The following is a 23,553-nucleotide window of genomic DNA, read 5'->3' on the forward strand; positions in this document are numbered from 1 at the left end:
TGGTGACCGTTCCCCTGGCAGGTGGCGGGCCACTAGAGCCCGCGGACGATATCGACGTGTCCGACGGTCTCCAGACCGACCCAGCAGAGGAAGACGACGTAGAGCACGAGGAGCAGGTACGCCTCCTTGTCGGTGAGGTGGAGGCCCGTCCTGGTGAACACGATGAACACCAGCGTGGCGCCCGTCAGGTACCCGAGCAACGGGACGGCGACGAGAAAGTCGATGGTCGCCGACCCGGCGATGAGGACGCCGACCGGCAGTGCGACCAGGAGGTTGAACGTGTTGCTCCCCAGGACGTTTGTCAGGCTAGTGATGCTGTCGTCGTTCGCGGCCGCCCGGATGCTGACGAACGCGTCCGGGAGACTCGTCCCGATTGCGATGACTGTCAGGCCCCAGAGGAAACTCGGCGTCCCGAATATCGTTCCGAACTCCAGTGCGGCCCTGACGATTCCCTCGACGCCCACGGCGATGACGACGAGTGACACCAGGAGGCGTCCCCACTCTCGTGGCGGGTCGACGTCGACCGTGGCTGTCGGCGTGTGTTCGCTCGTGTCCTGCTGGTGAAGGAAGACGTATACGCCGTAGGTCAGAAGCAGCAGTACGGCGAGCGGCGGCGTCACGATCGCCGCCTGATTCGTGCCGCCGGGAACGTACGTCGCACCCAGTGCGAACACCAGGAAGAGCAGCAGGATACTGATGATGTAGAACTGGGCGTCCTTGTGGACGATGTCGCGGGTCGTCTCCAGGGAGTCACTCCGGACAGCGGCCAGTGCCGGGATGACGAGCAGGTTGAAGACTGCGCTCCCGACGATGGCGCCGAGTCCCAGCGAGAACTCGCCGTGGACCGCCGTGCTGACGACGACGGAGCTGAGTTCCGGGAAACTCGACCCGACGGCCACGACGACCGCGCCGTGGACCGCGACAGGGAGTCCGTAGTACCGACTGAGCCGTTCCGCCGCGCGCTCCAGCAGGTCGCTCCCCTTCCAGATGACACCCGTCGACACGACCGCGACGCCGAGCCAGACGAAGAGACTATTCATGGCGCCCAGCCCCCGATGGTGTCTCTGGTGGTAGCGTCGTCGTGCGTACCTGAACGTCAGCCGCGGTTCCCTCATTCATCGTCACTCTTCTCGGAGGCGACGACGATGCGCTGGAACACCTCGTGGGTCTCGAACCGGTCCTGAATGACCGAGCCGACGGCCGGCACACCGTGAGAGGAGTGATGTTTCGAATCGGGGAGTGTGTCTGACTCGTCCGTAATCATCGGTTACAGGATGGATTGTGAGACTCGTCGCCCGAAAAGATTGTCCGAACGTGTATCGCCCGATTCAGCCGTCGCAGGGGTCAGGCGCTCACGGTCACTCACCGTCTCGGCCCGTCAGCTCGTGCAGTTTCTCGATGTAGGCCTCCCGGGGAAGCTGGTAGACGTCGTTCGGGTCGATCTCGCCGGCGGCGAATCGACGGGCGAGCTCGATGGCACCCTCGACTCCCTCTTCACGGCTGCCGAACCGGTGTGTCTCCTGCAGCTGAACCTGCGGTTCGAGATAGAGCGTGACGAACCAGTCGCCCGAGACGGCGTCCTCGCGCGAGACGCCCGGTCGGCGGTGGTTGCGCCGCCCCCGAGTGAGGTACAGCGTCGGGAGGCACTCGGCCGGATAGTCCTGCGAGTCGAACACGTCGGGCCGGTAGGCGAGGATGCACGGCCCGTCGGGTTCGTCGTTCCAGACGACCCACCCGTCCGGGAGCTCCTCGATATCGGACATAGTTGTGGTTGGCGAGACGAGCCCTAATGGTTCTCGGTTCGACCACGGTCTGTCACGGGGACGGAATATAAGGCATGGGTGCGTAACGCACCGCGGAGTAAGTGGCGTGTTCCGGTTTCACGGATTGAAATCGATTCCCTTAAATTGAGCGTTCCTTCTGGTAAATAGTTGTTGGGGTCAAAGTTAAGCATCTTGGTGTCGGATTTGTACACACCCCTCGGTATCCAGTACCGACCCGACCGTCCTGCACCTCCCGGCCGCCCATCGTGACATCCACTCACGCGAAGGCCCGGCCGCAGGCCACAGGATGCCAATAGTTCACAAATGGCACGATTCGTGTGCGCGACGACGCGCCGGATGCACCAGGCGGTGGCCCCGTTCCAGTGGCGACGCAGTGGGGTCCGGTGGTGCCAGCGGGTCGGCCCGGATGCCGAGATAGACGACGTCCGTTCTGCTCGCGCTACGTGCGCGCGACCGAAATGCGCCCAGCGCGGCCGTCGTCGTTACCTGTCCGTGATAGCATGACCACCAATAGAGAGTCACTTGCAGAGCTGAGTACCGATTACAAGGAGTCGATCCCCGCCGACCTGCGGGAGACGAAGACCTTCCAGTGGTACCTCGACGAGGTGTACGAGGACCCGATGGTCGCCCGCAACGCCCACCAGCGCGTGGCGGATATGTTCGACTTCTACGGGACCGAGTACGACGAGACCGAAGGCATCGTCAAGTACAAACTCGCGACCGAAGACCCACTCCACGACGGCGAGAACACCTTCTACGGGAAGGTCATCCACCGCAGCATCCACGAGTTCGTCAACAAGATAAAGTCGGGTGCCCGCGGCCTCGGTCCGGAACGCCGCATCAAGCTGCTGCTCGGGCCGGTCGGGTCGGGCAAGTCCCACTTCGACCGGATGTGCCGGAAGTACTTCGAGGACTACACGCTCCGCGAGGAGGGGCGGATGTACACCTTCCGGTGGACCAACGTCTGCGACATCGTCGACGACCAGGACCCCGCCGACGACGTGGTCCGCTCGCCGATGAACCAGGACCCGCTCGTGTTGCTCCCGCTCCGACAGCGCCAGAAGGTGCTCGACGAGATCAACGAGCTCCACGACGCACCCTACACGATCCGCAACGAGCAGGCGCTCGATCCGGAGTCCGAGTTCTACATGGACAAGCTCCTCGAGCACTACGACGACGACCTCGAGGCCGTCCTCAACAACCACGTCGAGGTCATCCGGCTCGTCGCCGACGAGAACAAGCGCCAGTGTCTGGAGACGTTCGAGCCCAAGGACAAGAAGAATCAGGACGAGACCGAGCTGACCGGCGACGTCAACTACTCGAAGATCGCCATCTACGGCGAGTCCGACCCGCGGGCGTTCGACTACTCCGGCGCGTTCTGTAACGCGAACCGCGGTATCTTCAGTGGCGAGGAGCTGTTGAAGCTACAGCGCGAGTTCCTGTACGACTTCCTGCACGCGACGCAGGAGATGACCATCAAGCCGAAGAACAACCCCCGAATCGACATCGACCAGGTCATCGTCGGGCGGACGAACATGCCCGAGTACAAGGACAAGAAGGGCGACGAGAAGATGGAGGCGTTCAACGACCGGACGAAACGCATCGACTTCCCGTACGTCCTCGGCTACGAGGAGGAGGCCGACATCTACCGCAAGATGCTCAACAACGCGGACGTGCCCGACATCCACGTCGAGCCGCACGCGCTCGAGATGGCCGGCCTGTTCGCCGTCCTGACCCGCATCGAAGAGCCCGACAACGAGATGGTCGGGATGATACAGAAGGCGAAGGCCTACAACGGTGAGATAGACGACGGCGACGACATCGACGTCAAGAAGCTCCGCGAGGAGGCCGAGTCGAAGGCCGAGATCGGCGAGGGCATGGAGGGCGTCTCGCCCCGCTTCATCGGCGACGAGATAGCCGAGGCCATCATGGACTCCAAGCACCGCGGCCGGCAGTTCCTGTCGCCGCTGACGGTGTTCAACTTCTTCGAGGAGAACCTCGAACACCACGGCTCCATCCCCGAGGGCAACTTCGAGACCTACTACCGCTACCTCGAGCTCGTGCGCGAGGAGTACAAAGAGCGCGCCATCGAGGACGTCCGCCACGCGCTGGCCTACGATATCGACGAGATACAGCGCCAGGGCGAGAAGTACATGGACCACGTCATGGCCTACATCGACGACGACACCATCGAGGACGACATCACGGGCCGCGACCAGGAGCCAGACGAGAAGTTCATGCGCTCCATCGAGGAGAAGCTGAACATCCCCGAGGACCGGAAGAACGACTTCCGCCAGGAGGTCTCGAACTGGGTGTCGCGCCGTGCCCGTGAGGGGACGACGTTCAACCCGCAGGACAACGAACGCCTCCGCCGCGCCCTCGAACGGAAGCTCTGGGAGGACAAGAAACACAACATCAACTTCAGCGCCCTCGTGTCGGCCAACGAGACGGACGACGACGAGCGAAACTCCTGGGTCGACGCGCTCATCGACCAGGGCTACTCCCGCGACGGTGCGAAGGAGGTGCTCGAGTTCGCTGGTGCCGAGGTCGCCAAAGCAGAGATGGAAGACTGATGAGCAGGGGAGACGACTTCGTCACGGCGAGTGACCGCGCGCTGGAGGAGACGTACGAGGAGCCGATGTCCCTCGCGGCGTACGTCGACCGGGTGTTCGAACAGCCCAGCATCGCGAGCCACGCCGCGAAGTACCTGCTGGCGGCCATCGAGGCCGCCGGTACACGGTCCGTCATCGAGCAGGGCGAGGAGAAGCAGCGATACTGCTTCTTCGACGACCCCCACAACGACGGCCAGCACGCCGTGCTCGGTAACACGGAGGTCCTGAACGCCTTCGTCGACGACCTCCGCTCCATCGCCTCGGGCCGCGGCAAGCACGAGAAGATCCTCTGGTTCGAGGGCCCGACGGCGACCGGCAAGTCGGAGCTCAAACGCTGTCTCGTCAACGGGCTCCGCGAGTACTCGAAGACGCCCGAAGGGCGGCGCTACACGGTCGAGTGGAACATCGCCTCCGCGTCGGCCGGCGGCGGTCTGACCTACGGCGAGGACGTCGTGCGAGAGGACGAGGCGAACTGGTACGAGTCACCGGTACAGGCGCACCCGTTGACCGTCTTCCCACCAGAGATCCGCGCGGAACTGCTCGAAGAACTCAACGGCGCGCTCGACTCGGACATCCCCATCGACGTGGACGAACGACTCGACCCGTTCAGCCGCGAGGCGTACGACTACCTGGAGGAGATGTATCGCCGGAAGGGTCGCAAGGACCTGTTCTCCGCTATCACGGACAGTCGTCACCTCCGGGTGAAGAACTACGTCGTCGACCTGGGACAGGGTATCGGCATCCTCCACTCGGAGGACGACGGTACTCCCAAGGAGCGACTCGTCGGCTCGTGGATGGCCGGGATGCTCCAGAAGCTCGACTCGCGTGGGCGGAAGAACCCCCAGGCGTTCAGCTACGACGGCGTGCTCTCGCAGGGCAACGGACTCCTCACCATCGTCGAGGACGCGGCCCAGCACGCCGACCTGCTCCAGAAGCTGTTGAACGTGCCCGACGAGGGGACGGTCAAGCTCGACAAGGGTATCGGGATGGACATCGACACGCAGCTGCTCATCATCTCGAACCCCGACCTCGAGGCGCAGCTCAACCAGCACTCGGAGCGTCAGGGGATGGACCCGCTGAAGGCGCTCAAGCGCCGGCTCGACAAGCACGAGTTCCGCTACCTGACGAACCTCTCGCTGGAGACCGAACTCATCCGGCGCGAGCTGACCGGCGAGACGACCGTCTGGACCGCCGAGAACTACGAGGAGCTCGCGGACGAGATACGCAAACCGGTGGTAATCACGGTGAAGGGGCCGTCGGGCGACCTCGTCGAGAGGGAGTTCGCGCCCCACGCCATCGAGGCGGCCGCGCTCTACAGCGTCGTCACCCGCCTCGACGAGGAGGACCTGCCCAGCGGGCTTACCCTCGTCGAAAAGGCCATCCTCTTCGACCAGGGCTACCTGCAGGAGGGTGACACCCGGACCGAGAAGGCCGACTACGACTTCGCCGAGGAGCCGTCCGACGGGACGTTCGGGATGCCGGTGACCTACACCCGCGACGCCCTCGCGGACCTGCTCCACGAGAAGACCCACCGGCACCACCCGACCCTGCCGGTCGAACTCGTCATCATGCCCCGCGACGTGTTGAACACGCTCGCGGAGGGGTTCACCGAGGCACCCGTCTTCTCGAAAAAGGAGAAAGCGGAGTTCGAATCCCGCGTGGCGCTCGTGAAGGGCTACGTCTTCGGGGCGCAGGAACAGGACGTCATCGACGCGATGATGCACGACCGCCACGTCGACGAGGCGACCGTCGCCGAGTACGTCGAACAGGTCTACGCCTGGGAGACGGGCGACCCCATCGTCAACGACCGGGGCGAGTACGAGGAGCCCGACCCGCTGAAGATGAAGGTGTTCGAAGTCGAGCACCTCGGCCGGTTCGAGGACGACGACTACGAGGGCAACCTGCCCAGCGAGGAGGTCGAGTCGTTCCGCCGTGAGAAGGTCATCACCGCGCTCAACCGCCACGCCTGGGAGCACCGCGACGAGGACTTCAGCATCGACAACGTCGACCTCACCGCGATTCCGGTCATCAACACCGTCCTCGAATCGAACGACTGGGACGACGTCCGTCGCGTCTACGACGACTTCGATCCGAACCAGTGGGACGACCCGCCGAAAGGTACCGAAACGAAGACGCTGAAGGAGAAGACCATCGACGCGCTGGTCGACCACTTCGGCTACTCGCCGGCGTCGGCCGAGCTGACCAGCAGACACGTCATGAAAGAGGTGGCATACAGATGGGACTGAAAGACGACCTGGAACGGTTCAAGGAAGTCGGTGAAGAGCGCCGTGAAGACCTCAAGGAGTTCATCCAGTACGGTGAGCTCGGCCGCAGCGGCCAGGACGAGGTGCGCATCCCCATCAAGATCGTCGACCTCCCCAATTTCGAGTACGACCGCCTCGACCAGGGCGGTGTCGGCCAGGGCGACGCAGAGGTCGGCGACCCAGTCGGTCAGCCCCAGCCACAGCCCGGAGAGGGCGAAGAGGGCAAACCCGGCGAGGAAGGGGCCGACCACGAGTACTACCAGATGGACCCCGAGGAGTTCGCACAGGAACTCGACGACGCCCTCGGCCTGGACCTCGAACCGAAGGGCAAGCGCGTCATCGAGGAGAAGGAGGGTCCCTTCACCGATATCACCCGGACCGGCCCCGACTCGACGCTCGACTTCGAGCGGATGTTCAAGGAGGGACTGAAGCGCAAGCTCGCCATGGACTTCGACGAGAACTTCCTCACGGAGGTGCTGAAGATCGAAGGCTGGGGCCCGCAGACCGCCTACGAGTGGGCTCGCGGCAAGCGCATCCCCGTCTCGAAGGCGTGGCTCGTCGACACCTACGCGAACATCCCCGACGACGAGAAGACGAAGTGGGGCTCCATCGAGGAGGTCGAAGAGAACGTCGAGCGCGAGACGACCTACCAGAAGATACGCCGTGAAGGTATCAAACACGTCCCGTTCCGCCGTGAGGACGAACGCTACCGCCACCCGGAGATAATCGAAGAACGCGAGAAGAACGTCGTGGTGGTCAACATCCGTGACGTCTCCGGCTCGATGCGCGAGAAGAAGCGCGAGCTGGTCGAGCGCGTGTTCACGCCGCTCGACTGGTACCTCACGGGCAAGTACGACAACGCCGAGTTCGTCTACATCGCCCACGACGCGGAGGCCTGGGAGGTCGACCGCGACGAGTTCTTCGGCATCCGCTCGGGCGGCGGGACGAAGATATCGAGCGCGTACGAGCTGGCGGCACAGCTCCTCGAGGAGTACCCGTGGAACGAGTGGAACCGGTACGTGTTCGCGGCGGGTGACTCCGAGAACTCCAGCAACGACACCGAAGAGCGGGTCATCCCGCTGATGGAGAGCATCGACGCAAACCTCCACGCCTACGTGGAGACCCAGCCGACCGGCTCGGCCATCAACGCGACCCACGCCGAGGAGGTGGAAGCCCACTTCTCGGGCAGCGACAACGTGGCCGTCGCCTACGTCTCCAGCCCGGACGACGTGGTCGACGCCATCTACACCATCCTCTCCACGGAGAGTGATTCAGATGAATAACGAGGCCGACCGGTTCCGGAAACAGCGTATCGCCCGCGACCTGCGCGAGCCAGTCGAAGAAGCGCGCATGCTCGCCGAGAAGCTCGGGCTCTCGCCGTACGAGGTGAACTACTGGATCGTCGACTACGACGAGATGAACGAGCTCATCGCCTACGGCGGCTTCCAGCACCGCTATCCGCACTGGCGCTGGGGTATGATGTACGACCGCCAGCAGAAACAGAGCCAGTACGGCGGCGGCAAGGCGTTCGAGATAGTCAACAACGACAATCCGGCACACGCCTTCCTACAGGAGTCGAACACTCTGGCCGACCAGAAGGCCGTCATCACCCACGTCGAGGCGCACTCGGACTTCTTCGCGAACAACGAGTGGTTCCAGCTGTTCTCCGAACAGACGCCGAACGCGGCGGCGATGCTGGAGCGCCACGCCCGGGCCATCGCGGAGTACATGCGCGACCCCGAGGTCGACCGCGCCGAGGTCGAGAAGTGGATAGACAGCGCGCTGGCGCTCGAGGACAACATCGACCAGCACCAGCGCTACCGCTCCGTCAGCGAATCCGACTACGAGCCGCGCGAGCTGGAACACGCCGACATCGCCGAACAGCTCGACGAGCTGAAACTGTCCGAGGAAGTCAGACGCGAGGTGTTCGACGAGGAGTGGCTCGCCCGCCAGGACGCCGACGAAGGCCCGGTGACGTTCCCAGAGCGTCCGGAGAAGGACCTGCTGGCGTTCCTGCGGACCCACGGAAAGCAGTTCGACCGCGAGGCGGAGAAGGCGGCCGACATGGAGCCGTGGCAGCGCGACGTGCTCGACATGATGCGCGCCGAGGCGTACTACTTCGCGCCCCAGAAGATGACGAAGGTCATGAACGAGGGCTGGGCGGCGTTCTGGGAGTCGTTGATGATGGGCGACGAGCGCTTCGCCGGCGACGACGAGTTCATCAACTACGCCGAGCACCAGGCGGCCGTCCTCGGCTCGCCAGGGCTCAACCCGTACAAGCTCGGCAAGGAGCTCTGGGAGTACATCGAGAACTCGACCAACCGCAAGGAGGTCGTGACGCACCTGCTCCGGACGAAGGGAATCACCTGGCGGAACTTCACGGACACCGTCGACTTCGCCCTCGTCAGGAAGCTGCTCGAACCGCCCGAGGCACTGGCCAGCATCGACCCGACCGACCTCGATGCGCTTGCCGAACTCCCTGCCGAGTACGTCGACCAGGAGGCCCTCGAACGCGCTCGGAACGGCGAGATAGACGTCGAGACGTACCCGTGGAAGCTCCTGACCTACGAGGGTATGTGCCGTCGGCACTACTCGCTGGTCAAGCGCCAGAACCGCGGCTTCGTCGAGCGCATCGGTCAGTCTGAACTGGAGCGAATCGGTCGCTACCTGTTCGACGACCAGGTCTACGACAGCATCGAGGAGGCGCTCGCCGAGGTGGACTTCTCCGCGGGCTGGGACCGCATGCGGGAGGTCCGTCGCAGCCACAACGACGTGACGTTCATCGACGAGTTCCTCACCCAGGAGTTCATCGACGAGAACGAGTACTTCACCTACGAGTACTCCCACGCCACCGGGCAGTACCGCGTCGCCAGCCAGGACGCCGAGGACGTCAAGAAGAAGCTGCTGTTGCAGTTCACCAACTTCGGCAAGCCGACGATACTGGTCTACGACGGCAACTACAACAACCGCAACGAGCTGTTGCTCGGCCACAAGTACAACGGCGTGATGCTCGACGTCCGGCAGGCCAGACAGGTGCTCGAACGCGTGTTCGAGCTCTGGGGCAGGCCGGTCAACCTGATGACCATCGTCAAGGAGATCTCGGACCACGACCGCGAGGTCGCCCGACGGCGCAACCGCGAGCCGGAGGCGACCGAGCAGGGCAAGCTCATCCGGTTCGACGGCGATGAGTTCGAGACGACCGACCTCGCCTGGGAGGAGGTCGAACACCTCGCGGCCGACGACGTCGACTACGACACGAAGCCCGAGGAGTGGCTGGCCTGAGGCCGGCCGCACGGTTTCGTCGCGGGCTACGTTTTTGCGCCGTCCCCGCCTCTCTCCAGCTATGCCCAGCTACATCTCCGTCGACGAGTTCCGCGAGCGTCGCGAGCGGGGAGACGACTTCGTCCTCGTCGACACCCGCGACCCGGGGAGCTTCGACGGCTGGCGACTGCCCGGCTCGGTCAACTACCCGTACAAACCCGGTCAGTCTGTCGACCTCGGCGAGTTCGAGGAGGAGACGGGTGCGACGCCGGACGACACCGTCGTCACCATCTGCGCCATCGGGAAGTCCTCGACCGCGTTCGCCGACGCGCTCGAAGACGAGGGCTACGACGTGGTCGCCGTCGAGGGCGGGATGGCCGCCTACGGCGCGACCTACGACGTGACCACGGTGCCGACGGCTGACGACGGTCTCGAACTCGTCCAGCTCCAGCGCCGCGCCAAGGGCTGTCTGGGCTACGTCGTCGGCTGCGCAGAGACGAACGAGGCCGTCATCGTCGACGCGACCCGGCACATCGAGGAGTTCCGAAAGGCAGCCCAGGATCGCGGATACGATATAGTCGCCGTCTTCGACACCCACGTCCACGCCGACCACGTCTCGGGCGGCCGTGCCCTCGCGGACGACCTCGGGGTGCCGTACTACCTCGGCGAGCACGCCGCTGCTGACCGGGCGGTGGACTACGAGTACACAGCGCTCGGCCGGAACGAGGTCGTCCGGGTGGGTTCGGTCGAGGTGAAGGCGCTGGCGACGCCCGGGCACACCTCCGAATCGGTGAGCTACCTTCTGAACGGAGCCGCCGTCCTGACGGGCGACACGCTGTTCGTCGACTCTGTCGGACGGACCGAACTCCAGTTCGCGGGGAGCGAGGCCGCCGAGGGAGCACGTTCGCTGTACGAGAGCCTCCACGCGACGCTGCTCGCGGAGCCGGATTCAGTCGTCGTCTGTCCCGGTCACTTCCCGGTCGCCGACGACGGGACGACGCCCATCACGCCGGGTGAGCCGGTCGCTGCGACGGTGGGTGAGCGGCGACAGTCGGCGGGGCTCTTGCAGGAGTCACGGGACAAGTTCGTCGCGAGCGTCACCGACGACCTGCCCGAGAAGCCGCCGAACTACGAGCGGGTCATCGCGGTGAACACCGGGAGTGAGGAGCTGGCAGACGAGAAGGAGGCAGTCGAGCTCGAACTGGGGCCGAACCGGTGTGCGGCGGAGGAATGAATCCGTATTCTGACCGGAGCCAGGAGCCGTTCGGCTGCCGTGTGCCGGTTACCGCCGTCGGCGAACCCCGGTGAGCCAGAGCGAGACCGCCACGAGCGCCGCCAGAACGCCGAACCCCGGCTGTCCGGCTGACTCCCGCGGCGCGAACGTCGGGTAGGTGTTCGGCGGGTCGTCGGAGAGCCAGACGTCGACGAATCCCTGCTGGACGCGGCTCCCGCCCTCGACGCGGACGGTGTAGTGGCTCTTGCCCTCGGTGAGCGGTGCGGTGTTCACCGGGATGGTGACGAGTAGCCGCGAGTGCGGGAAGACGACGACGGTCCGGCTAACGGTCTGGTCGTCGAGCGTGACCCGGATCGTGACGTTCCCTGCCCGGGAGCCGCTGTTGACCACGGCCACCGTGAAGTTGGCGTCCCTTCCTTCGATGACCCGCTCGGGTGCGTCCACCTCGACGACCTCGACTGACGCCCCGTCGTCCTCGGACCCGCCGGGGAGGATGGTGAAGTCCTGCATGACGCGCTCCTGGGCCACGGCGTAGGGGTTCGACTCCGCGACGGTGAAGGTCGCGCGGTAGATGGCGTTCGCCTCGAACCGTGTAGTGTTCGGCTTGAACGCGAGGACGAACACGTCTCGTTCGGGGTAGTGCAGGAACGTCGCGTCCGTCACCGGAACCGCCGGTCCACCGTGGGTTCGCTGGATGTGCATCGAGACGCCCTCGGTGCCCGGGTCGACCAGGGCCGACGTGGTCTCGATGTAACCGTGGATGCTCGTGTCGTTCACCTCGACGAACAGCCACTCGTCCCGCTCGATCCGGCTCGAGGTCGACGCGACCTCGTACGCCGCGCTGGCGTTCAGGTCCGCCGGGCCTTCGAGCACGCGCATCGACTGCGCGCGGAGTAGGTCGACCTCCAGGACCACGGTTCCGGATGCGACGGGCGATTCGCCGTCTTCGACCGGGCGATCTCCGGGTCCGACCGCGACCGAGTACCGACCAGCCGGCAGGTGCTCGCTTCGTCGCTCGCTCGTGCGGGTGGCCGCGACGACCCGGTCCTCGCCCTCGGCGGAGACGACGCGCTCGAGCTCGCCATCGGCGACGACGCCCGCGTAGTGGGTGTTCCAGCAGAGCCCGACCCGCCCGTCGCCGTCCCGGTCCGCCACCGTCACGTCGAGCCGGTAGCCGATGGAGTCGTTGGCGATGGTCACCGTGGCCCGGGAGTCGTTCGGGCCGAGCTCGACCGGCAGGCGGACCGGGTCGCCGGGCTGGTCGACGACCGTCTCCGGGACGCTCCAGAAGGCGACGGGCTCGTCACTCGCAGCCGCTGCTCCGGCGGATACTGCGGCGACCACGGCGATTGCGCAGGCGATGATGACCATCGCTCGCGCCCCTGTCGCAAGTTCCCACATTCCACTATCCGAGAGAACGAACGTCCACGTAAGAACCTTCGCGTTTCCATCAATATTCGAACGCTTTTGCGCGAACGGCACGTTCAGCCAGTCATGCACCGCGAACGGGTCACCGTCCAGACCGACGAGCGCCTGACCACCGTCGACGTGACCGCCGAGGTCCGGAACGCGATTCCGGACGGGGTCGACGGCCTCTGTACAGTTTCGGTCCAGCACACGACCGCAGGAGTCGTCCTGCAAGAAGCCGAGCGCGGCCTCCGGAACGACATCGTCTCGTTCCTCGCAGACCTCGTTAGCGACGGCGGTTGGGAACACGACCGCGTCGACGACAACGCCGACTCCCATCTGCGTGCCACCCTCCTCGGCGCGAGCGAGACGATTCCGGTCGAAGACGGCGAGCTGTCGCTCGGGACCTGGCAGTCCGTCCTGTTCGTCGAGTGTGACGGCCCACGGAGCCGGTCGGTCGTCGTGACCGTGCTCGAGGGGTGAGTAACAGCCCCCTCGGACGCCCGCCTCTCACCGCAGCACGTCGCTTCGGTCCGAGGTGACCCCGTCGACGCCCAGGAAACCGAGCAGACGAGCCAGCGACCCGTGCCTGATGGTCCAGACGTTGACCTCCAGCCCGGCGGCGTGGGCCCGCTCGACGACCCGCGAGAACAGGCAGAGCTGGTAGTGCGGGTGGACGTACGAACAGCCGAGCTCTCGCGCCGTCGACACGGGACGCTCGCGGAGTCTGTCGGTGAGGAACGCGGTGGGAACGTCGGGGTCGGCGTCGCGCATCTCGCGCAGGGCATCCTCGTCGAACGACGAGACGATGACCTCGCCGTCGTGGGTCCGACGGAACGTCGACAGGGCGTCGGCGACGTCCTCCGCCAGCCCTCGCTCTTTGAGCTCGACGTTGACGCCCAGCGACGGCGGAATCGCGTCGAGGAGTTCCGCGAGCGTGGGAACGCTCTGGTCGGAGTCGTAGACGGAGAACCCTCGTAGCTCGTCGAGCGGGAGGTCCGCGACGCGGCCGGTCGCGCCCGTCACCCGGTCGACCGTCTCGTCGTGGACGACGACGACTTCGCCGCTCGCACACCGGCGTACGTCGATCTCGACGAGGTCGGCGCCGTGGGCGGCCGCGTACTCGACGGCGGCGACCGTGTTCTCGGGCGCTTCGGCGGCGAATCCCCGGTGAGCGATGAGTCGCACGCCAGAACGGTCGTGTGGGACGGGTTTACCGTTTTCTCATCCTCGGTACTGTTCGACGGCCGCGGCGACCACCGGGGCGAGGAACCCGAGCAGGCCGGCACTGATGCAGACTGCTCCGAGGGCGTTCCCCGGAACCGCCTGTCCGACAGCGACGAGGGGGCCGTCCGGCCCGGTCGCGAATTCGCCTGCCGATTCCTGGCCGACCAGACCGATCGTCCCGAGGTAGTCCAGCCCGATGAACACCAGACCGAGGCCGACACTGGACGCGCCGAGTGCCGGGCCGCCGCGGATGGTCCGGGCGATTGCGGTCGCTCCACTCGCGCGGGCGTCGAGTCTCGGTGCGCCGACCCACCAGCCGATACCGAGGCAGACGCAACAGACAGCGAACCCCACCGAGGCGACGAACGGTGCGTAGAACCACATGCCAGACGTGACTGCCGACGAGCACGAAACGGTTCCGGCCGTCCGCGTCCCGGTGTCGGGTCCGTCCCTCCGGGCGATACTTTTGGTCGTCGCTCACGTCTGTCAGACTATGTCCGTCACGTTCGACTTCTCGGACCGTGTCGCCATCGTCACGGGCGCATCCGGTGCGCTCGGCAGTGCCCTTGTCGCCGCCTTCCGCGAGGCCGGTGCGACCGTCGCGGCCGTCGACGTCGTCGGCCCCGACGACGAGGACTCGCTGCTCTCGCTGGACGAGGAGACGCAGTTCTTCGAGGCCGACCTCACAGACGAGTCAGCGGTCGAGTCGATGGTCGACGCCGTCGTCGACCAGCTCGGCCACATCGATTACCTCTGCAACGTGGCTGGAACGTGGCGCGGCGGAACGCCCATCGACGAGACGGACCTCTCGACGTTCGAGTTCCTCGTGAACGTCAACCTCAAGTCGGCGTTCCTCGCCTCCAAGCACTGCCTCCCGCACCTCCGCGAGCGAGAGGGCGCCATCGTCTCGGTGTCGGCGCGGTCGTCGCTCGAAGGAGGCGAGGGAGACGGTCCGTACCGCATCACGAAGGCGGGCATCCGCATCCTCACCGAGACCCTGGCCGAGGAGAACCTCGGCGCGGTCCGTGCGAACTGCGTCATGCCGTCGGTCCTCGACACGCCGATGAACCGCGAGATGATGACGCCGAAGGACGAGTGGGTCGACCCGGCCGACGTGGCCCGGACGATGCTGTTCCTCTGTTCCGACGCCGCGAGCGTGACGAGCGGGGCCGCGGTTCCGGTCTACGGCGAGGCCTGAGTCCGTTCGTCGGGACCGGAGACCGGCTCGTCGGGAACACGGAGCGTGACCGTCGTTCCGTCCGACGGACCCGTCTCGAAGGAGAGGTCACCGCCGAGCGACCCGACCGCCCAGGTGGCGACCCAGAGGCCGAGCCCGCTCCCGTGTTCGAGCGGCGTCTCCTCGTCGGCCGTGAGCACGGCGAGTTCGTGCTCGGGGATGCCCGGCCCATCGTCGGAGACCTCGAACGTCGCGGAACGGCTGGTACCATCCGATTCGACGAGTGTAACGGTCACGTCCGGCGCTGGTCCGTCGTGGTGGACCAGCGCGTTCTCGACGAGGTTCGAGAACGCGAGCTCGAGCAGTGCTCCGTTCGACTCGATGCGGTAACCGTCGGGAATCGCGAGGTCGACGGCGCCCGCATCCGGGGCGTCGAGGTCCGCCACGACCTCCGTGAGCAGTTCGTCAACGGCGACCTGCTCTCTCGTCGCAGCTCCCGCGTCCATCGTCCGTTCGACCTGTCGTGCCTTCTCGCCGAGTTCGACGAGCCCCGAAGTCTCGTCCAGCGCGGTCTCGAGATAGCCCGAGACCGTCTCGTCGTGTACCTGGTCGCTCGCGGCCTCGAGGTAGCCCCGAACGACGGTCAGGTCGTTCCGGAGGTTGTGCCGTAACACCCGGTTGAGGACGGTGAGGCGCTGCTTTCGCCGAATCTCCTCTGTGACGTCCTGCAAGACGACCGTGTAACCGACGTGGGTGTCGGCTGCGTCGCGGAGGGGCTTCGCGGTCAGTTTGACCGTCGACCGATGGCCCCCACGGTCCACCCCGATGGTCCGCTCGAAGCCTGCCGGGTCGAGCGGCCCGACCGGGACGTACTCGTCCAGCGACCGGGTCAGTGCGGTCTCCTTGTCCACCCCGAACAGCGTTTGTGCTCCCTCGTTCAGCGTGACGATGCGACCCTTCTGGTCCACGACGACGACCGGACTGCCGAGGTCGTCGACCGCGGCTCGCTCGCCAGTCCGACGCGTCGTCGGGTTGAACTCGAACATGTCGCTGTGGAAGAGGGCGTACATGTCGAGCGCGATGTGGGGGATGAACATGATGGGGACGAGGTTCCACTGCGGCACCGGACCGAGGTGGAACGTCCAGACGGCGAACGCCAGGGTCGGCGGGACCGGTGTGAGTGCGACTGCGATGGCCTGTTTCCGGTACAGGGGACCGTAGCTCGCGACCGTGTCGAAGAGGATGAACATCCCGACGAGCGAGACCAGCACCACGCCGACGAACTGGAGTCGAACGAGCGGCTGGTGGGTGTACGAGACCGTGGCCGCCCCGAGAACGGGGTCGAGACGGAAGTCGGACCAGACGAGCTGGTGTAGCGGGTTGCTCACTGCGAGGACGCTCACCGCCGCACCGGCGACGACGAGGGACCGGAACCAGACCGTGTGTACGAGGTGGCCCCGCCCGGTGTAGGTCGCGGCGAAGCCGAGGTAGGAGACGAGGACGACGCTTCCGGTGACGTAGAAGGGTATCTCGAGGACGAGTCGGAGCGTCGGGTCGAACACGAGCAGGGCGAGCCCCTGCGAGAGACAGAGCGCGAACTGGGCGGCGATGACCACCTGGAACCAGCGGACCCCCGGTTGCCCGCGGAAGTCCTGCAGCTTCCGGAGGAAGAACAGGTTCGCGACACCCGCGACGAGCGCACCGACCGCTGGCCAGGGGACGCCGGCCACGCTATCCCACTCCGACCATCCGACGGTACGTCCCCACGCGACTGCGGTTCATCTATGCGACCACCCCCCAACCATACTACCTCCCTCTTTCGACGCGCGTGACTTCGCCGTTGTGGTCGGACCCCTCGAGTCGACCGACTGACCACAACGCTGCCGTTTTTCCCCTGCGCGACGTATACCTCTCCTGATGCTCGAGTTTCACGTTCTCTTCGTGGTGCTGGTGGTGGGGACGGAGGCGTTCTTCACCGCGCTCTCCCTGTTGAACCTGCGGTACGGCGCGAAGACCGCCCGGGCCGAGGACGACTGGATGCGCGAGGAGCTGGGCGTCGACGACGTGGAGAGCGTCCTCGACTACCAGCGAGCCCGCACGGGGCTCTCGCTCGTGAGCACCTGGGTGAGCATGGGCTTCCTGCTCGTCGCGCTTTACACCGGCCTCGTCACGGACGTGGTGGTCGCCCTGACCGAGTCGGGGCTCCCGCCGCTCGCCCAGGGCGTCGCGTTCGTCGTCCTGCTCCTGCTGGGTTCGCAGCTGGTGAGTATCCCGTTCGACCTCTACTCCACGTTCGTGGTCGAGGAGGCGTTCGACTTCAACAACCAGACGCCGCGGCTCTGGCTGCGTGACTTCGCCGTCGGGACCGTCGTCAACACGGTCATCGTCGGCGCGCTCACGGCGGCCGTCCTCTGGTTCGTCGGCCAGCTACCGACCTACTGGCCGGCGGCCGCCTGGGCGCTCGTCGTCGGCTTCTCGCTGGCGATGCTGGTCCTCAAGCCGCGCGTCATCGACCCGCTGTTCAACGAGTTCACGCCCGTCGAGGAATCCGACCTCCGGGACGCCGTCGACGAGGTGTTCGACCGCGCCGGCTTCGAGTGCGAGCAGGTGTACGAGATGGACGCGAGCAAGCGCTCGGGTCACTCGAACGCCTACTTCGTCGGCTTCGGCCGGACCAAGCGCGTGGTGCTGTACGACACGCTCGTCGAGCAGATGACCGTCCCCGAGGTCCAGAGCGTGCTCGCGCACGAACTCGCCCACTGGAAGCGCGGGCACATCTGGAAGTTCGTCGGGCTGGCGGCGCTCCAGTTCGCCGTCGTCTTCGGCGTCCTCGGCTACCTCGTCAACCAGTCGTGGCTCTACGCGCTCTTCGGGCTACCCCAGGAGGCGACCTACGCCGGGCTGTTCGTCGCCCTGCTGTTCGTCGGCCCCGTGATGCAGCTCACCTCGCCGCTCCAGAACTACTTCTCGCTCGCCTACGAGCGCGAGGCCGACGCCTTCGCGGTCGAGACGATGGGGGCCGAGCCGATGGCGACCGCGCTCGCCAGCCTCGCGGGCGAGAACCTCTCGAACCCGTTCCCCCACCCGCTGTACGAGACCTTCCACTACGACCACCCGCCCATCCCGGAGCGCATCAAGTACGTCCGCGAGATGGGCCAGACGAGTGGTTCTGACGGGGCTCCTGCCGAGGACGTGCCGACCGCCGACTGACCGGCTCTGGACTGGCCGACTCTCGACTGACCGCCCTGAACCGACCGCCACACGCGCTTCTTCTGCCGTTCCTGCCCTGAATGTTCTTCTGGAGACGTGTCACCCGTCGCGAGAGGGGGCAAACGAGGGGTGACGAAGACGGTTTTACGTAGCTGGCTGAATGAACGTTCAGTCAACGAATGGGCGAGTCATCTCTGTTCGCCGACGCCCCCGAGGACACGCGGGCCGCCATCATGCGCGCCACCTACGACGCCCTCACCCAGCACGGGTACGCGAACCTGACGATACAGCGCATCGCAGACGAGTTCGAGAAGTCGAAGTCGCTGCTCTACCACCACTACGACGGCAAGGACGACCTGCTCGTCGACTTCCTCCAGTTCATGCTGGAGCACTTCGAGGCCGAGACGACCTGTCGTGACTGTCTCACTCCCGGCGAGCGACTCGACGCGCTCCTCGACCGTGTCGCACCCCGCGAACTGGACGACGAGCGTCACGCCTTCACGAGCGCGATGGTCGAACTGCGGGTGCAGGCCAGTCACGACGAGGCCTACCGCGAGATGTTCACGAAACACGACCTCGTTCTCCGGGACCGGTTCGCCGACATCCTCCGAGACGGCATCGACGCGGGCGAGTTCGCCGCGGTCGACCCCGAGGCGACCGCCGACTTCGTCCTCGCGGTGGTGAACGGGGTCCGCCGCCAGCGCGTCACCCGCGACGACGACGGCGGCGTCACGACGGCGCGCGACCAGCTCGACGCGGTCCTCGTCGACCGGCTCGAACGGGGTGAGACCTGATGGGACTCTCCGACCTGTTCAAGAGCAAGGACGAGATGAACCTGACCGAGGGCGGCATCGCCAAGCCGCTCTTTTTCCTCTCGCTCCCCATCGTCATCACGAACCTGCTCCAGACCGCCTACAACCTCGCGGACACCTTCTGGCTCGCGCAGGTCAGCGAGGAAGCGCTCGCGGCCATCACGTTCGGCTTCCCGATGGTCTTCCTGCTCATCTCGCTCGGGATGGGCCTCTCGGTGGCGGGGAGCGTCCTCGTGGCCCAACATACGGGTGCAGGCGAGGAACGCGAAGCGGAGTACGCCGCCTCCCAGACGGTGATGTTCGCGTTCGTCGCCTCGACGATACTCGGCGTCGCCGGCTACTTCGCCGTCCACGACGTGCTCTGGCTGCTCGGCGCGCGGGGCCTCGTCCTCACGAAGGCGGTCGAGTACATGGAGGTCATCTCGCTCGGGATGCCGTTCCTGTTCGGCTTCTTCGTCTTCATCTCGCTGATGCGTGGCTACGGCGACACCGTGACGCCGATGCAGGTGATGTTCGGCACCGTCGTCCTCAACGTCGTCATCGACCCGCTGTTCATCTTCTCCGTGGGGCCCATCCCGACGGCCTTCGACGGGGTTCGCGGGGCGGCCATCGCCACCGTCATCTCCCGGTTCGTCGCCACGGCCGTCGGCCTCTCCATCATGTTTGCAGGTAACCGCGGCGTCCAGATCCGACTCGCGCAGATGGCGCCCGACCTCGCGTTCTTCAAGAAGATGCTCGCCATCGGGATTCCCGCCTCCGTCGAGGGGACCGGTCGCTCGGTCTCGGTCAACCTGATGCTCGTCATCGTCGCCATCTTCTCCTCCGGTTTCATCGCCGCCTTCGGCGTCGGTATCCGCATCTTCTCCGTTATCTTCCTGCCCGCCATCGCGGTCGGCCAGGGCGTCGAGACGATGGTCGGCCAGAACATCGGCGCGGGCAAGCCGGACCGGGCGAAGCAGACCGCCGACGCCGCCGCAGTCGGGATGTTCGCCGCGCTCTCGGTCCTCGCCGTCGTCGTCTTCGCCTTCACCGAGGCCATCGTCGCGCCCCTCTCGCCCAACGAAGGTGTCACCGACATCGCCGTGACGTTCCTGCAAGTCGTCGCGCCGACCTTCGGCTTCATCGGCGTGATGCGCGCCTACAACGGCGCGTTCCGCGGGACCGGGAAGACGATGGTCTCGGCCGCCATCGCCATCTCGATGCTCGGCGTCATCCGTCTGCCCATCGCGTGGGTGCTCTCGTGGAGCATCGAGCCGTTCGCCAGCTGGTTCCCGTACGCGACGGGCCACGCCGGCATATGGGCGTCGTTCGTCGTCTCGAACGTCCTCGGCGCGCTCATCGCCTTCGCCTGGTTCCGGCGGGGGACCTGGCGCGACGCGGACGTGCGGATGCCCGGTGGGGCGGATGCACCGGCCGTCGACGATTAGCGAGTCGGGACGGTCTCGATACCGAAACGGATTCTCACGCGGATAATTTGGTCCACGCTTTTCAGTGTGTCACCACCAACCGCGGTTTGTACCGACTAATCATGACAGGGCAAGCCAGAGCAGGCAGTTTATCAACCACCATCGATGAGCGGGGAGTAGCATATGAGTGAACGAGAAACATGGAGTACACGACTGGGGTTCATCCTCGCTGCCGTCGGCAGCGCGGTCGGCCTCGGGAACATCTGGCAGTTCCCGTTCCAGACCGCGTCGAACGGTGGCGCGGCGTTCGTCATCGTGTACCTCGCAGCGGTGATGCTTATCGGCTTCCCGGCGATGCTCGCGGAGTTCGTCGTCGGGCGAAAGACAGGACGGAACCCGGTCGACGCGTTCCGTGAACTGGGCGGCAACAGTGCCTCTATCGTCGGCGCGCTGGGCGTATTCATCGCGTTCTGGATACTGTCGTTCTACAGTGTCGTCGGCGGCTGGGTCACCCGGTACATCATCGGCAGTGCCCGCGGTGCGTACTTCGGCAACGCGGAAGCCTACTTCCTCGAGACGGTCTACTCCGGTCCCGAAGCACTGGTCTTCCACGCCATCTTCATGGCGCTGGTCATCGGCGTCGTCGCGCTCGGCGTCGAGGACGGCATCGAACTCGGGACGAAGGTGATGGTCCCGAGCATCGTCGTCCTGCTCGTCGGCCTCGCGGCCTGGGCGTTCACCCTCGACGGTGCTGGCCCTGGATACGCGTACTACCTCAGTCCCGACCTCGACTCCCTCGCAGCGAACTTCACGAGCGTCCTGCCGGCCGCGGTCGGACAGGCGTTCTTCACGCTCTCGCTGGGTATGGGCGCGATGGTTACCTACGCGTCCTACCTCGGTGACGATGATTCACTGCCGGTCGACGGCGGTCTCATCGTCGGGATGAACACGATGGTCGGCCTGCTGGCGGGTCTCGTCGTCATCCCGATTCTCGCGACCCAGATGCCCGTCGGCGAGATCAGCAAGAGCGGTGGCGCGGGCTATCTGTTCATCTCGATGGGTGCGGCGTTCACCAAGCTCCCGGCGGGCCGCATCCTCGGTGCGATCTTCTTCGCCGTGCTCCTGCTCGCGGCGCTCTCGTCGGCCATCTCGCTGCTCGAGGTCGTCGTCTCCTACGTCACCCAGAACACGGGTTGGGACCGCAAACCGGCGGCGGCGGTCTTCGGACTCGCCGTCTTCCTGCTGGGTATCCCGACCGCGTTCAGTGGGACGCTCACGCTGAACGGGGTCGGCGCACTGACGTGGTACAACGATATCGCGTACAACCTCCTGCTCCCCCTGTCCGTCCTCGGCGTGCTCATCGTCGTCAGCTGGCTGCGCCCGGGCATCTCGGCTCGAGAACTCGTCAAGGGGACCTCGGGCGGCGAACAGGCAGCGACCGCCTGGATACTCGCAGTCCGCACGTTCGTCATCCTCGCAGTCATCGTGACGCTCGCGCTCGGGCTGCAGGACCTGGCCGTGACGGCAGGTGTGCTGAAAGAACCTATCGTCGCAGTCTAGACAGTCGACAGGCCGGTTGACCGCTGGCCATCGACACCACACCGCACAGTTACGATTTCTAACCAAGTGCTTCATTTTCGCGTCGATTTCGAGCGAATATCTCTGCTTCATCGACGGTAATCCGTGATAATGGACAGCTGACGGTTTTTAGGTTCGTAATCACTTTATCCCCAGATTGGGCAGTGCACAACAATGACACGCGAATCGTGGACATCGCGAGTGGGGTTCATCCTCGCCGCGGTCGGTAGCGCAGTCGGCCTCGGGAACATCTGGCGCTTCCCGTGGATGACCGCGGAAAACGGCGGTAGCGCGTTCCTCGTACTGTACCTCGGAATCGTCCTCGCGGTCGGCGTCCCCGGCCTCGTCGCGGAGTTCGTCATCGGCCGTCGCTCGGGCAAGAGCCCGGTCGGCGCGCTCGAATTGCTCTCCGGCTCGAAGCACTGGGGCAAACTGGGCCTCATCACCGTCCTCGCGGGTCTCGTCCTCCTCTCGTTCTACAGCGTCGTCGGGGGCTGGATCCTTCGGTACACGATAGACAGCGCGACGGGGGCGTACTTCGCCGATCCCGGCGCGTACTTCAGCGGAATCAGCTACGGCGTCGGCGCCGTGGGCTTCCACGTCCTGTTCCTCGCGCTGACTGCAGGAATCGTCGCGGGCGGCGTCCGCGGCGGCATCGAGCGCGCCACGACCGTCATGATGCCCATCGTCGTTCTCATGCTCGCAGCGCTCGCCGTCTGGGCGCGCGGCCTCTCGGGTGCGGCCGAGGCGTACCAGTTCTACCTCACGTTCGACGCGGGCTACGTCACGAACAACGCGCTCGACATCCTGCTCTCTGCCGCCGGACAGGCGCTGTTCACCCTCTCCGTCGGTGCTGGAACGATGATCACCTACGCCTCCTACATCGGTGAGGACCGCTCGCTTCCGGCCGACGCGAGCATCATCGCCATCTTCAACACCGGCGTCGGCGTCCTCGCAGGCTTCGTCGTCCTCCCGCTGCTGTTCTCGACGCCGAACGTCGACCCGACGGCGAGCGGCCCCGGTGCCCTGTTCGTCGGCGTCGCCACCGCGTTCTCCGAACTGCCCGCAGGACGCCTGCTCGCCTTCGGCTTCTTTGCCGTCGTCACGCTCGCGGCGCTCTCCTCGTCCATCTCGATGCTCGAGATTCCCGTCGCCTACCTCGTCGACGAGCACGGCGTCGAGCGGAAGACCGCGACGGCCGGCCTCGCCGGCCTCGTCCTCTTCACGGGGAGCGCCAGTGCACTGAACTCACAACTGTTCGGTATCCTCGCCGGGCCGGTCGTCGACGTGCTCCTGACGTTCGGGCTGTTCGCCTTCGTCATCTTCACCGCGTGGGTCCTCGGCGGCGACGCCGTCGAAGAGTTCGCGCGCGGCACCACGCTCGTCCGGAGCTTCGGGAACGCCTGGCGACTCCTCATCGGCGTGGTCCTGCCGCCGTTCCTTCTGTTCACGCTGTTCACGGGCCTCATCGGATTCGTCCCGGTCGCAGCCAGTACCACCGAACTCGCCATCGCGGCTGTCGTCATCGGACTGGCAGCCGTCGTCGGCGTCGGACGCCTCAACAGTTCGGTCTGAGGGCCT

General features: G+C 65.7%; 19 protein-coding genes. 12 read left to right on the forward strand and 7 right to left on the reverse strand.

All coding sequences use genetic code 11. From position 1 onward, the window contains the following. Nucleotides 1–32: 32 nt before the first annotated feature. From ACSC1Y_RS03915 to ACSC1Y_RS03925, 3 genes are all read right to left on the reverse strand, one after another. Complete coding sequence (locus ACSC1Y_RS03915) at nt 33–1,040, reverse strand: sodium:calcium antiporter (RefSeq protein ID WP_435333380.1); 1,008 nt, start codon at nt 1,038–1,040, stop codon at nt 33–35. Nucleotides 1,041–1,111: 71 nt separating this feature from the next. Then, on the reverse strand, nt 1,112–1,264 hold the full coding sequence (locus ACSC1Y_RS03920) for a hypothetical protein (protein WP_435333381.1): 153 nt from the start codon (nt 1,262–1,264) through the stop codon (nt 1,112–1,114). 94 nt (nt 1,265–1,358) lie between these two features. Continuing rightward, nucleotides 1,359–1,763 (reverse strand): DUF5820 family protein, encoded by a 405-nt coding sequence (locus tag ACSC1Y_RS03925; RefSeq protein WP_435333382.1) that lies wholly within the window; start codon nt 1,761–1,763, stop codon nt 1,359–1,361. A gap of 521 nt (nt 1,764–2,284) precedes the next feature. Here ACSC1Y_RS03925 and ACSC1Y_RS03930 point away from each other — a divergent pair. From ACSC1Y_RS03930 to ACSC1Y_RS03950, 5 genes are all read left to right on the forward strand, one after another. Continuing rightward, nucleotides 2,285–4,357, forward strand: coding sequence for a PrkA family serine protein kinase (locus ACSC1Y_RS03930; protein WP_435333383.1), 2,073 nt, complete (start codon nt 2,285–2,287; stop codon nt 4,355–4,357). Continuing rightward, nucleotides 4,357–6,642: a PrkA family serine protein kinase gene (locus ACSC1Y_RS03935; protein WP_435333384.1), complete on the forward strand. Its 2,286-nt coding sequence runs from the start codon at nt 4,357–4,359 to the stop codon at nt 6,640–6,642. The genes ACSC1Y_RS03930 and ACSC1Y_RS03935 overlap by 1 nt, the downstream gene beginning before the upstream one ends. Next, on the forward strand, nt 6,633–7,943 hold the full coding sequence (locus ACSC1Y_RS03940) for a YeaH/YhbH family protein (RefSeq protein ID WP_435333385.1): 1,311 nt from the start codon (nt 6,633–6,635) through the stop codon (nt 7,941–7,943). Before ACSC1Y_RS03935 ends, ACSC1Y_RS03940 begins: the two co-directional genes overlap by 10 nt. After that, nucleotides 7,936–9,942, forward strand: a complete 2,007-nt coding sequence (locus ACSC1Y_RS03945) for a SpoVR family protein (RefSeq protein WP_435333386.1) — start codon at nt 7,936–7,938, stop codon at nt 9,940–9,942. Before ACSC1Y_RS03940 ends, ACSC1Y_RS03945 begins: the two co-directional genes overlap by 8 nt. Nucleotides 9,943–10,003: 61 nt before the next feature. Beyond that, a complete protein-coding gene (locus ACSC1Y_RS03950; RefSeq protein WP_435333388.1) occupies nt 10,004–11,155 on the forward strand; it encodes an MBL fold metallo-hydrolase in 1,152 nt (383 codons plus the stop codon). Nucleotides 11,156–11,203: 48 nt separating this feature from the next. On the opposite strand, the gene ACSC1Y_RS03955 is transcribed toward ACSC1Y_RS03950, so the two are convergent. Beyond that, the gene (locus ACSC1Y_RS03955; protein WP_435333389.1) at nt 11,204–12,556 is read right to left on the reverse strand and encodes a DUF7827 domain-containing protein; all 1,353 of its coding nucleotides are present in this window, start codon (nt 12,554–12,556) and stop codon (nt 11,204–11,206) included. Nucleotides 12,557–12,649: 93 nt separating this feature from the next. On the opposite strand from ACSC1Y_RS03955, the gene ACSC1Y_RS03960 reads away from it, so the two are divergent. Further along, nucleotides 12,650–13,045, forward strand: coding sequence for a secondary thiamine-phosphate synthase enzyme YjbQ (locus tag ACSC1Y_RS03960; protein WP_435333390.1), 396 nt, complete (start codon nt 12,650–12,652; stop codon nt 13,043–13,045). Between the two features lie 27 nt (nt 13,046–13,072). Here ACSC1Y_RS03960 and ACSC1Y_RS03965 read toward each other — a convergent pair whose 3' ends face one another. Next, nucleotides 13,073–13,750, reverse strand: a complete 678-nt coding sequence (locus ACSC1Y_RS03965) for a glycerophosphodiester phosphodiesterase (RefSeq protein WP_435333392.1) — start codon at nt 13,748–13,750, stop codon at nt 13,073–13,075. A gap of 36 nt (nt 13,751–13,786) precedes the next feature. Next, the gene (locus ACSC1Y_RS03970) at nt 13,787–14,173 is read right to left on the reverse strand and encodes a hypothetical protein (protein ID WP_435333393.1); all 387 of its coding nucleotides are present in this window, start codon (nt 14,171–14,173) and stop codon (nt 13,787–13,789) included. Between the two features lie 109 nt (nt 14,174–14,282). Between ACSC1Y_RS03970 and ACSC1Y_RS03975 the strand changes: the two genes are divergently transcribed. Beyond that, complete coding sequence (locus ACSC1Y_RS03975; protein WP_435333394.1) at nt 14,283–14,987, forward strand: SDR family oxidoreductase; 705 nt, start codon at nt 14,283–14,285, stop codon at nt 14,985–14,987. On the opposite strand, the gene ACSC1Y_RS03980 is transcribed toward ACSC1Y_RS03975, so the two are convergent. Next, nucleotides 14,972–16,696, reverse strand: a complete 1,725-nt coding sequence (locus ACSC1Y_RS03980; RefSeq protein WP_435333395.1) for a histidine kinase N-terminal 7TM domain-containing protein — start codon at nt 16,694–16,696, stop codon at nt 14,972–14,974. The two genes, ACSC1Y_RS03975 and ACSC1Y_RS03980, sit on opposite strands and share 16 nt — an antisense overlap. Nucleotides 16,697–16,883: 187 nt before the next feature. On the opposite strand from ACSC1Y_RS03980, the gene ACSC1Y_RS03985 reads away from it, so the two are divergent. From ACSC1Y_RS03985 to ACSC1Y_RS04005, 5 genes are all read left to right on the forward strand, one after another. Next, nucleotides 16,884–18,176 carry a M48 family metallopeptidase gene (locus ACSC1Y_RS03985; RefSeq protein WP_435333396.1) on the forward strand — a complete coding sequence of 431 codons (1,293 nt, stop codon included), beginning with the start codon at nt 16,884–16,886 and terminating at the stop codon, nt 18,174–18,176. Nucleotides 18,177–18,355: 179 nt separating this feature from the next. After that, complete coding sequence (locus ACSC1Y_RS03990; RefSeq protein WP_435333397.1) at nt 18,356–18,970, forward strand: TetR/AcrR family transcriptional regulator; 615 nt, start codon at nt 18,356–18,358, stop codon at nt 18,968–18,970. Continuing rightward, the gene (locus tag ACSC1Y_RS03995; protein ID WP_435333398.1) at nt 18,970–20,415 is read left to right on the forward strand and encodes an MATE family efflux transporter; all 1,446 of its coding nucleotides are present in this window, start codon (nt 18,970–18,972) and stop codon (nt 20,413–20,415) included. Before ACSC1Y_RS03990 ends, ACSC1Y_RS03995 begins: the two co-directional genes overlap by 1 nt. A 162-nt stretch (nt 20,416–20,577) precedes the next feature. Then, a complete protein-coding gene (locus ACSC1Y_RS04000) occupies nt 20,578–21,954 on the forward strand; it encodes a sodium-dependent transporter (RefSeq protein ID WP_435333399.1) in 1,377 nt (458 codons plus the stop codon). 192 nt (nt 21,955–22,146) lie between these two features. Continuing rightward, on the forward strand, nt 22,147–23,547 hold the full coding sequence (locus ACSC1Y_RS04005) for a sodium-dependent transporter (RefSeq protein WP_435333400.1): 1,401 nt from the start codon (nt 22,147–22,149) through the stop codon (nt 23,545–23,547). The last annotated feature ends 6 nt before the right edge of the window (nt 23,548–23,553 follow it).

Origin of the sequence: Haloarchaeobius lipolyticus, assembly GCF_051208015.1 — an archaeon.
Classification (GTDB): domain Archaea; phylum Halobacteriota; class Halobacteria; order Halobacteriales; family Natrialbaceae; genus Haloarchaeobius.

Coding starts and splice junctions, on each gene's coding strand:
- ACSC1Y_RS03915 (WP_435333380.1), bottom strand. CDS start 1,040: ATGAATAGTCTCTTCGTCTGGCTCGGCGTCGCGGTCGTGTCGACGGGT.
- ACSC1Y_RS03920 (WP_435333381.1), bottom strand. CDS start 1,264: ATGATTACGGACGAGTCAGACACACTCCCCGATTCGAAACATCACTCC.
- ACSC1Y_RS03925 (WP_435333382.1), bottom strand. CDS start 1,763: ATGTCCGATATCGAGGAGCTCCCGGACGGGTGGGTCGTCTGGAACGAC.
- ACSC1Y_RS03930 (WP_435333383.1), top strand. CDS start 2,285: ATGACCACCAATAGAGAGTCACTTGCAGAGCTGAGTACCGATTACAAG.
- ACSC1Y_RS03935 (WP_435333384.1), top strand. CDS start 4,357: ATGAGCAGGGGAGACGACTTCGTCACGGCGAGTGACCGCGCGCTGGAG.
- ACSC1Y_RS03940 (WP_435333385.1), top strand. CDS start 6,633: ATGGGACTGAAAGACGACCTGGAACGGTTCAAGGAAGTCGGTGAAGAG.
- ACSC1Y_RS03945 (WP_435333386.1), top strand. CDS start 7,936: ATGAATAACGAGGCCGACCGGTTCCGGAAACAGCGTATCGCCCGCGAC.
- ACSC1Y_RS03950 (WP_435333388.1), top strand. CDS start 10,004: ATGCCCAGCTACATCTCCGTCGACGAGTTCCGCGAGCGTCGCGAGCGG.
- ACSC1Y_RS03955 (WP_435333389.1), bottom strand. CDS start 12,556: ATGTGGGAACTTGCGACAGGGGCGCGAGCGATGGTCATCATCGCCTGC.
- ACSC1Y_RS03960 (WP_435333390.1), top strand. CDS start 12,650: ATGCACCGCGAACGGGTCACCGTCCAGACCGACGAGCGCCTGACCACC.
- ACSC1Y_RS03970 (WP_435333393.1), bottom strand. CDS start 14,173: ATGTGGTTCTACGCACCGTTCGTCGCCTCGGTGGGGTTCGCTGTCTGT.
- ACSC1Y_RS03975 (WP_435333394.1), top strand. CDS start 14,283: ATGTCCGTCACGTTCGACTTCTCGGACCGTGTCGCCATCGTCACGGGC.
- ACSC1Y_RS03985 (WP_435333396.1), top strand. CDS start 16,884: ATGCTCGAGTTTCACGTTCTCTTCGTGGTGCTGGTGGTGGGGACGGAG.
- ACSC1Y_RS03990 (WP_435333397.1), top strand. CDS start 18,356: ATGGGCGAGTCATCTCTGTTCGCCGACGCCCCCGAGGACACGCGGGCC.
- ACSC1Y_RS03995 (WP_435333398.1), top strand. CDS start 18,970: ATGGGACTCTCCGACCTGTTCAAGAGCAAGGACGAGATGAACCTGACC.
- ACSC1Y_RS04000 (WP_435333399.1), top strand. CDS start 20,578: ATGAGTGAACGAGAAACATGGAGTACACGACTGGGGTTCATCCTCGCT.
- ACSC1Y_RS04005 (WP_435333400.1), top strand. CDS start 22,147: ATGACACGCGAATCGTGGACATCGCGAGTGGGGTTCATCCTCGCCGCG.